Origin of the sequence: Geomonas sp. RF6 (assembly GCF_021044625.1) — a bacterium.
Taxonomy (GTDB): Bacteria; Desulfobacterota; Desulfuromonadia; order Geobacterales; family Geobacteraceae; genus RF6.
In genome coordinates, this window is the sequence record NZ_CP087999.1 from 2,272,603 (window position 1) to 2,282,511 (window position 9,909).

The 9,909-nt window shown below is 53.4% G+C and carries 6 protein-coding genes; all 6 read left to right on the forward strand.

Annotated elements, in window-relative coordinates:
- Nucleotides 1-712: 712 nt before the first annotated feature.
- The 6 genes from LPW11_RS09810 (at nucleotide 713) to LPW11_RS09835 (ending at nucleotide 9,784) form a co-directional block, all read left to right on the forward strand.
- On the forward strand, nucleotides 713-2,533 hold the full coding sequence (locus LPW11_RS09810; RefSeq protein WP_230997941.1) for a hypothetical protein: 1,821 nt from the start codon (nucleotides 713-715) through the stop codon (nucleotides 2,531-2,533).
- Between the two features lie 169 nt (nucleotides 2,534-2,702).
- Nucleotides 2,703-4,529 carry a DNA helicase RecQ gene (gene recQ, locus LPW11_RS09815; RefSeq protein ID WP_230998272.1) on the forward strand — a complete coding sequence of 609 codons (1,827 nt, stop codon included), beginning with the start codon at nucleotides 2,703-2,705 and terminating at the stop codon, nucleotides 4,527-4,529.
- A 39-nt stretch (nucleotides 4,530-4,568) separates the two neighbouring features.
- On the forward strand, nucleotides 4,569-5,597 hold the full coding sequence (locus tag LPW11_RS09820) for a hypothetical protein (protein ID WP_230997942.1): 1,029 nt from the start codon (nucleotides 4,569-4,571) through the stop codon (nucleotides 5,595-5,597).
- A 454-nt stretch (nucleotides 5,598-6,051) separates the two neighbouring features.
- On the forward strand, nucleotides 6,052-7,506 hold the full coding sequence (locus LPW11_RS09825) for a hypothetical protein (protein WP_230997943.1): 1,455 nt from the start codon (nucleotides 6,052-6,054) through the stop codon (nucleotides 7,504-7,506).
- On the forward strand, nucleotides 7,503-7,970 hold the full coding sequence (locus LPW11_RS09830) for a hypothetical protein (protein WP_230997944.1): 468 nt from the start codon (nucleotides 7,503-7,505) through the stop codon (nucleotides 7,968-7,970). The genes LPW11_RS09825 and LPW11_RS09830 overlap by 4 nt, the downstream gene beginning before the upstream one ends.
- Nucleotides 7,967-9,784: a hypothetical protein gene (locus LPW11_RS09835; RefSeq protein ID WP_230997945.1), complete on the forward strand. Its 1,818-nt coding sequence runs from the start codon at nucleotides 7,967-7,969 to the stop codon at nucleotides 9,782-9,784. Before LPW11_RS09830 ends, LPW11_RS09835 begins: the two co-directional genes overlap by 4 nt.
- The last annotated feature ends 125 nt before the right edge of the window (nucleotides 9,785-9,909 follow it).

Genomic DNA, 9,909 nt, shown 5'->3' on the forward strand with positions numbered 1-9,909 from the left:
GTTGCGCGTAAGGCAACGGTCCAGGATAGGTGATAGCCGCTTCCGCTTATCGCAACCTGGATCTCCTCTACTTGGCGCATGAGCGCTTGTAGCACAGCAGCGGGGTAAAATCGAGACATCGGTATCCCTCCATTACCCCTCCCGTAGGTATACACGCACAGAATGCTCGCGAGCCTGAGATCCGAAAGATGCCGTAACGGGGCATAGGCTACAACCCTGCTTACCCAGCCTGGGACGTACCCACGTTTGCCGCTCCACACACACCTACTCGCTCGCCTGTCCTCCCCTATCCCTTCACTAGGTTACCAGCCTGAATCGATATCCGGTGACGGCTCCGAAGAGCCAGAAACCGAAACGTCGACAATGCCGAACGGTGTCTAAGTTTCTTTGAATTTGGCAACTTCTGGTGTATAACCGAGAGTCGCACACGAGAAAGCGGCGGGGAAGGGTTTTCCTACTGACATATCGGGGGCGCTGGGGCAGGGGTAAAACAAAAGGCGGCAGTCTTGGTGACTGCCGCCCTGGCTATAAGGTGGGAGTGTTTGGTGCGAGGAACACACGGTTTCTACCCGCAGCCCTTAACTCCCGTTATTTCGTTTCAGGCACATCTGCTACCTCTTTTTAGTAAACCATTCTGCCATTAAATGTCAAACAAATAATTATGGCAACTGCAATGCAAGCACGTAATTCAAGCTAATGAATAGGAAATGCAATGCGTATCTTTAAACCGGAACAGTTAGCAGAGGCAATCGAGGGAACCAACCCTCTAGGCGCAAACGAGCTGTTTTTCGTAGAGTTGTGGTACAGCATGACGCACCAAGAGTCTCTGGACTCATACCGGGTCAAGTGCATGAACAGCCGGATGCTGATCCGTGAGTGGGCGGAAGAACTAGCTATCGGTCGGCTAAACCCCAGTGAGGCTTCTGACGTGGCGGCCGAGACTATTAGTTGCCTGAGCTGTGACCCCGTTATTGCCACCCACTTCGAGCGCCACTGGACATTGTTAGAGCCGGTTTTGCAGGCTCATGTGCCCATCAAAGCAATGAAACCTGATGAGAGGAAGCAAAAAGCGACAGCGTTGCGGACAAAGGAATTCGTGTTCGTCGTGAATGACCTTCACGCTGCCTTGGAGAAGGACTACTGGCGACTCCTCTCCTCCTCGCTGCCTCATGTTGTTGCGACAGGTAACAAGGACACAATGCGGATAGTAACGTCACATGCCATAGCCGACTTGGTAGACAGGGGGTGGCCTATCGAATCCCTTTTCACTTGGCATGACAACTTCCTGAAGGCGGAGAACCGAGAAATTCATACCTTTGAGGAGAACCTTTCTTTCATGATGAGGAAGTTGTCTGAGGCCCCGGTAGAGTACCAGGTGACCCTCCGGCTGACGGGAAGTAAAAATCTGGTCAAACTCGGCCGCTTTGGCGATTTCGTCTTCATGGCGCAGGCTGAGTTAAAGGATGCTCCCTCCAAGTTCACCTCGGCAAAACCTGCTTCTTGTCTAGCCCAAACGACGGTCATGGGGGCTGATCCTCTGGCCGCAGCAATCATTGCGAAAGAGTCCTTTGAGCAAGTGATCGACCTGCTACGATTTGACTATGAGCCGTCCCGACTGAAAATCGGATCTTTGTGCCATGTAAGGCGGGTGGACTCCGATAGGGCTGTCATGCAAGTGGTGAGGACGACTACTCCGAATCCGACGTCAGACTCAGACCATTCTGTGTTTTCGTCGTTCGTAGCGGGGCTCAAGACTCTGTCCGAAAGGGATAAAACCGAGGAAATTTCCCGCAGGAAGATTCGGGGAGCGATCCGACAGTACAGGTTCGGACGCGATAGCGAAAACTACAAAGACAAGTTCCTCAACTGGTGGTTGGGCCTGGAGGCTGTTGCCAACGTGGGAGGCGGCGAGATAGGGCCTACCGTCACTTTCAATGTGAGCAGGGTCATGGCTCTGCCCTATCTAGTCAGGCTCCTTGTGGACGCGCTCACAACGATTAAATATGCCCGAATCGATTGGCACGCTGACCTGCGAGGTCATTGCGACGGAAAAGATCTGCAAGCATTAACGATCGAGGATCTTTTCTCAATCACCCAGTCGCCGCATCACGTGGGTCTCTTGCTGGCAGGCTGCATCAAATCCCCTACCATGCACTACCGGTGTGAGCAGCTTTTCACCGCCCTAGCCGATCCTAGTAAGACGCTCGCCAAAATCGACGACCATACCCGACATCTGGAGTGGCAGATGGCGAGACTTTATCGGATCAGATGCTGCATCGTGCACGGGGCGGAGGTTCGGTTCAGGCTCAGTCTGTTCGCAGCCAACCTTGAGTTCTACCTGAAGGAGACGACAAAATCCCTTATCAACGGGCTGAATAGAAACGGCCATGTATATAATGTGGACGAGATCTTCTCACGCAGCACCATTGCCTTCGACCGGCTCCGGGGGGGGCTTGACGCGGCGGGAAAGGCCGGAGGGGGACCCGCAACCCCTGCGATAAGACAAGCAGTTTTTGCCCGCATAGTCGTGTAAATAACGCGGCCTTAACCATCCGCGGTCGATTCACCTTCGTAGTTCTCATGGGAGGGCATGGTGGCCACTCTCGGTGTAGTAAGGTCTGTCGCAGTGGCGCCTACTGAAGCATCTCGGCGGTCTCGCCGGTAATCCCTGGTTCTATTACGACCTCAAGAGGTATTAAGACATCAACGGTACTCACCTCCAAATACTTCGAAACGTCTTCGGATATAGCTCCTATAGAGACCATCAGCAAGAGATCGTTGAGGGGGTGATCAAAGGGGAGGATGCCTTTGTCATCATGCCTACCGGCGGGGGTAAGTCGCTGTGCTATCAAATTCCCGCCCTTTGCCGGCCTGGGGTCGGCATCGTCGTGTCACCCCTCATCTCCCTCATGAAGGACCAGGTCGACGCCCTTCGCTCCAACGGGGTGCGTGCAGCCTATTACAACTCAAGCTTGGACCAGAAGGAGGCGTCGCGTGTACTTGCGGCGTTGCACAATGGCAACCTAGATCTTCTCTACTTGGCTCCCGAGCGCTTGATGACCGATGCCTTCCTGGAGCGTCTTAACGGCTTGGAGATCGCTTTATTCGCCATCGATGAGGCGCACTGCATCAGCCAATGGGGGCATGATTTCCGCCCAGAGTACGTAAAACTCGGCGAATTACGCCAGCTTTTTCCTGACGTTCCGCTGATTGCCCTGACCGCTACGGCTGACGCTCATACGAGGTCCGATATAATCGAACGCCTCAGTCTGGGCGAGGGGCGTCAGTATGTCGCCGGTTTCGACCGTCCAAACATTCGCTACACCGTACTAGAAAAAAGGCAGCCCTTTTCTCAACTGTCGTCGTTCATTTCAGCCCGACCAAAGCATGAGGCCGGCATAGTCTACGCTCTCAGCCGTAAGCGGGTAGAAGAAGTGGCTGAGCGGCTTCGCCGTGCGGGAATTGCTGCTGCGGCCTACCATGCGGGACTTTCAGACAAAGAACGCAGCAGGGTGCACGATGCGTTCATCAACGAAGAGATCAGGGTCGTGGTTGGTACCGTCGCGTACGGCATGGGCATAGACAAGCCAAATGTACGATTCGTAGTGCACTATGACCTTCCCAAAAATATAGAAAGCTTCTATCAGGAATCAGGACGGGCAGGGAGGGATGGCTTGCCAGCCGATTCCCTCGTCCTCTTCGGGTATGGGGACGTTGCTGTTGCTCGCAGCCTCATTGAAAACAGCAATAACCCCGAGCTGGTTCGCATAGAGACTCATAAGCTCAACGCCATGATCGGATTCGCAGAGGCCCTGCATTGCCGGCGGAGGATCCTTCTTCTATATTTTGGCGAGCAACTTGAGGAGGACTGCGGCAACTGTGATGTCTGCCTTGATCCACCTCAGCGTTTCGATGCCACTGAGGATGCCCAGAAGGCTCTTTCCTGTGTATACCGGGTTGGCCAGCGTTTCGGTGCTGGCCATATCATCGACGTCCTTCGCGGATCCAAGTCCGAGCGCATAAAGGCCTTGGGTCACGACAAACTCTCCACCTATGGCATAGGCAGCGGCAAGAGCCAGGAAGAATGGGGAAGCATCCTGCACCAACTGGTACACCTCGGATACCTTTACCAGGATATAAGCCAGTATTCGGTCCTTAGGCTCACCGCAGCATCAAAGCCTCTTCTCCTAGGTCAAGAACGACTCCACCTTGCGCGGCCACGTATCAAAATGGTCGAAACAAAGGATCGCCGGCTGGCAGCTGCCAACAAGATCAAGAAGGAAAAAGTCAGCGTGGGCACGCTTAGTGCTGATGACGAGGTCCTGTTTCAAGCACTACGAGAGTTGCGAAGCCAAATCGCGAGAGAAGCAGGCGTGCCCCCGTATGTGGTCTTCGGAGACGTCACTCTTGTCGAGATGGCAGCAAAAAGGCCAGTAACAGCGGAGGATCTGCTATCAATCACAGGGGTTGGTAAATCTAAGCTAGGTGCCTATGGGGCGATGTTTCTTGCAGAGATCCGGAAATGGTGACGGATAAGTCCGCCAACCCAGAGAGGTAAGCGACAGTAGATGGCTGTTCTAAGTTCAGAACTTATAGCGGTTTTCGCACGATCGTACGAACCGCCGCACTGGATCGTTGAGGGGTTACTTCGCTCTGGGGATGCTCAGGTGAGGGCGGCATTGGGTGCCGCTCTTGAGGGAATTCCAGATGCTGCCGTCGCTGAACTGGATCAGGACATAAATGCGACCCTTGCCGTTATGTTCCACAACGGCGATCACCGCTTTAAAGCCAAGCTGTATCTTTTGAGTCAAGCCGTTCAGGAGGAGCTTCAACAGAGACGCCTGGCGGAGATAACCAACTACTCCCAAAACCGGGCACAACCGTATGACCACCCAGTTCTCCGAGATGTCCCTGTAGATGCAGACGGTCTCGTGCCGCTCTCAGCATTCAAAATCAATGGGGATGCACTCTGCCGTGGTGGAGAGGCTTTCTTTATTTTGCCGGCAGTACCTTCACCGAACGCAAATTACTGGCTTTTGCAAAATATAGCTCGACACGGTCTCGACAATGCCGTTAGCGTTCGACTGGATCCCCTGCTCCATGGGCCTGAGGCTGAGTTAGCGGGACACTTTTACAGGATGGACGTTTACGGAAGGCCACTCGATTGGGATCGGATACGTGCCCTGAGAGAACCTGACCACGGGCGATGGACGTCGGGGCCTCTTAGCCGAAAGAGCCATTTCACCGATTATGCCTGGATTCCGCACGCCAACGAGGTTGATTTTATCTGCGAGGAGCTGCCCCCCTTCCCAGAAGTAGACATACGAGGGGCCCGGTATCTTCACGCCGTTTTCGACAAGCAGAAGAACTGCTTGACCCATCTCGATGGGGCAATTCGCACCTATACCATTGACGAACTTGGCCATCGCGCAGGAATGCATGTCAGAAACGCAGGCAAAATCGGGCAGCGAGTCAAGGTATTTCGCACAGATTCTTACGTTGACCCTGCAGTGATGGGTGACATTGTGTCTGCTTTTTTTGTGTGGAACAACGACGTCGCCCGGTATTTTAGCCCTTCCCTCCCTGCTGATCTCTGACCCCGGACCAAGACTCTAGTAACACATGTCACCCTCCTTCAGTCTTCCCCTCGGGCCACTGTCCGCCTGGTCCAATCTTTCTCAGAAGGGGGCTTCCCCGTGTTCTGCGATTTCGCTGCCCCCATTGCCCCATGCAAAGGGAAGGTACGGGCCAAAGGTCGGCAGTAAGCCACAAGGGACAACGCCCTATGCACATCGCAATAGGGGGTGCCGGTTGCGCGCCGCCTCCCCCGTTAATTGTTCCTCGCTGGGACGGAGCGGCGAGCTTTACCCTGAGCCGTGAAGCCTGTGAGGTGTACGAGGTAAAGAACCGTTTGACTACGCAGCACAGCTCTAGTTATATTAGAGCGATTTTCATGTTCATCTGGTTGTCATGCGTTGAAGCCACAGTATTACATCGAAAGCACAAGCCCCCTATGAGGTAAGCCTGAGGTTCGGGGCAAATGAGATAGGTATGAAAACTAATACGGAAAAGAAGACGCCACTGCTTCTTACCATCATCGGCAACACTCTTGACGGGGACAGAGAAAGAGAAATAACCAAAGGAAGTGATGAATACCGCGTCATTTCAGAAGAAGTAGAACTGCTCTCACAAGACCCTGCCTCCGCAGTATCAGTTTTGGAGGCAGTTTTCCCGGGTGGTATTCCGCTTGACGCAGGCTTTTATGTGAGCCTCTGTGACCTCTCCTTTAAACTCGGTTTTGGTGAGGTGGCGGACCGCACGACAGGACTGCTTTGGGCAGCGGCTCTCCGGCAGCTCAAGGGGAAAGCTGCTGAAGATCTTTTAAGAGCACTCCCCTCAGTTGGACATGACTTTTTTGTGGCCATCTCCCCCCTTTCTGTCCTTCTCAAGGAGATTGAGATCGAACCGACGTTTGCAGCGGAATGGTTTCCAGCAATTGTAAACCGGATCGGTAATGACTTGGCTTCCGGCGGGTTCTGGCAAGCCTTGGGTACGTATTGTGAGCGACAGATCGATAATGCCCTAAAAGCACTTCCACTTCTTCTTAAGTGTAGTGAGGAATCGGCAATTGCAGTCGCGGCATATTTACTCGGAACCATTAGGACGCTCGAAAAGAAAGAGCCAGCAGCCAGTGTCTTTGATCAGATTGAAGCCGACTGCGCCGCTTCAGGACATCCAACTACTCGCTCCGCCTATCATCGCTCTTGGATACAGACATCATGGCGGGGCACGCTGGGCTTGTCGGATTTGCAGAGGCTCGTAGCCCATTTGAATGTTCCAAATGAACACCAGGAAGCCTTTTTCGTTGTCTGCCGTTCTCTCCTTGCCCCGACAACTGTCCCGGAATGTCTCAACTTTGGTCTTTCCTGGATGCGGAAGGAAGCCTCTCCGGCTCTGTCTCCAGAGGCTAAGCATGTTGTTACAGACTTCGCAGTTCAACTATTCGAGAGCGGCGGAGGCGATGTTAGTGACATGATCCTTTCGGTACAGCCGATACCCATCGAAAGCAGTGGAACATGGAAAAGGGTGGAGGCGCTCCTTGTTTCATTGCTCCGCAAGGACACAGAGAAATTTAAGGAATTCAGCCTTAAATTGGCAGAGAGGAATGCCCGTGGGTGGCTGCGGATAATGCAGGAACCTCGTAGTTTCGAGGGGTTATTTTCCAAGATGCGGGGAAGGATCATGGTGGGCTCGTTGGCCGGCTTATACTCTCGAGTGATGCTGGCTGCCGCAAGTTGGGCCTATTCTTCTTTGATAAGTTGGAACTTTCAGCGCTTCCTCCAGACATTTTTGTGGGGATCGAAGAGGACCGAATCCGGTTGGCGTTTTACGAGAGCCAACGAACCATGGTGCACGGAGTTGCAACTGCTCGGTTTCTCATCCTATTCATCCCGCATGTGCAGCAAACCAGTGAGGAGTTTCAACAGGAGTTTCGCGACGAGGTGATCCTACAGGCTAAAAATTTCGGAGGAGTTTGCCTGAAGGAATTCGAGGAGCACGCAGAGGAGTTTCCGCTGCTGAAAGAAGTTGTTGAAGGAACCAATCGTTATTTCGATACACTCCGAGAAATACAGAAATCCAGCATCTGTGCCATGGAAGTCCCCGGTTATCGGCGGGCGGCCCGACTACATGCTCGTCGCTTTTCCACCGAGGTATCGAAGGGGGCCGAAGAACATTCAATATTCGCGCAGATTTTCAAGAAGGTCCAACTCCTGTACGGTCAATCATGGAGGTCCTTCCTTGGCGGCAGGCTCAGTGATGCTACGAATCTGCAGACGATTTCAAACTCCATGGAACTACCCCGTCTGGAGTTCTTCGACCCAGAAGGAATGATGCTTCGGAGACTTAATGCTTCAGCTCAAATCGCGGCAATCTCGCAAGGCGCCGCTGACTCGGAGGAAGAAGAGTGACGCCCGATCTCACCACGTCGTTCCTGACCTATTATATCCGTAGCCTCGCCGAACGCACCCGAGAGGAAAAGTCGGGGACGAAGTACGGCTTCGATTGGATCATCTATAATGTGGCGTTGGCTGATGACCTCACGCCATACCGGCTGCCGTTTATCCGCCGAGGTCCGGAGGAAATTTCCAAGACCAAAACCGAGCCGGAATTTGGCATCGATCTCTCCTTCCTATCGCCCGATCGCAGGACATTGACGATCTTTGCTCTAAAAGACGAGGAACTTCGCAACTCCACATGGACTGCCAATGACTTCGACGCGGACATCAGGAGGGCTGCGGTTCCGGACCTGACGCCACCAGAGTTTCGTGAGGTCCAGGAGGTCAAGGTCATTCTCGCCTACAACAAGGATGAGGACCAGACCGGCATCCAGCTCTTCAATAACCTAACGAAGGGGCTTGGGTCAAGGGTCGGGGACCATGCGAGTTTGTCATTTGAGCGGTGGAATCTGACCACCATCACCGAAAAGGTTAAAACGAAACTCCTGACGCCGTCGCTTCTACCCCAGCGCTTTTTCAGCCTTTTTAGCTACATATGCTCCCAGTTCGCCGATTTTCGGCATGGCTCAGACGAGTGGAATAATCAGCTTATTCCCAACTGGCGGAGATTCCTCGAGGATGTGCTCAAGGGGAACGCCGATGAGAGGCGAATTCGGCTTCTACCGGTTGCCCTAATAATCCTTCGGGAGTATGGCAGGGAAAATCAGAGCGCGGAAACGGGATGGATCGACCTTGCCGAATGGGCGATGCTGGCGGTATGGGATGTTTGGCGCTGCACACAGAAAGCGGATGTCAAGCAGGCGGTGTGTGAAATATGGGTCAGCTTCTACCTTGCCGAGTTGGAAAGATATTATAGCGCGCATGCGCAAGAACTGGCGTACGAGGATAGCCTGGAAACTGGCAGGAGCGGAAGTTGGTTGGACGCGATTGCGGCATCAGTTGTTGCTTTCTGGCACATAGGTCGAATAGGAATCTTAGGTATCGGCTTTGGGGAAATACTGGGTGGTGAGAGTGATGAAGAAAGGCAGAGAACCTTTCTGGCTCTTCAGGCTGTCGCCAATTGGCTGGTCGGCCTTCTCAACGCAAATTCAGCTGCAAATCGACCGCTGTTGGATCTCCATCACATCGAGCTTTTCCTAATCTGGCGCACTCTTTGGCAGATCGGGCGGTATGACGACATCTACCACTGGCTCAAAGGCCTACACCAACGGCTTTTAGTCAGAAGAACAGGCAGCGCTCATCTCCCGTTCATCGAGGGCTATAATTCTCTCGAACACGTTTTCGAGTTTGTCGCTACAGGCAAGAAGCCGCCGGAATACTGCGACCAGAGTTCGCTTCTCCTACTTTCCCTTATCGAATTCAGCTTTAGCCTCGACCCCAAAAGGCGTGACGAGCTCGTCGAGCTCTTCTACAGCCAAATAGTCGTTGGACAAGGAGCGGATGGAAGCGAAATTACCGACTCCGGCCCAATTGACCTGATGGGATGGGCACCTCCAGAGGACTGGCTTGATCGCGTTCTTTCAAAGAGCCTGGCGGCTGAGGGGGAATCCCAGACCCTTGAACCCTTTGCTGTTGAGCCAGAGACCGAAGGGGCGTCAATAGCTACGGAGATAGGGAAATTCGTTCATCAAGCTCGTGCTGCACAAAAGTTCGAGCTTCCAGATATCCCCGCTTCTGTTTTGGTCTTGGCATGTCTCAAGCTACGCTCTCCGCTCCCCCCTGAATTCTGGCGCTACCCCATATTTGGCGCGGCGCTCTCAACCTAACGCCACTATCCATTATGTTGCGTGGTATCAGACGAAGCTCGTGAGAGATAGAAGTGCTATACCGCTAACGCATTTCAGACAGGCAAGGGATGTGCGTCCACAGCATGAACGTAGGTCCAATAAGC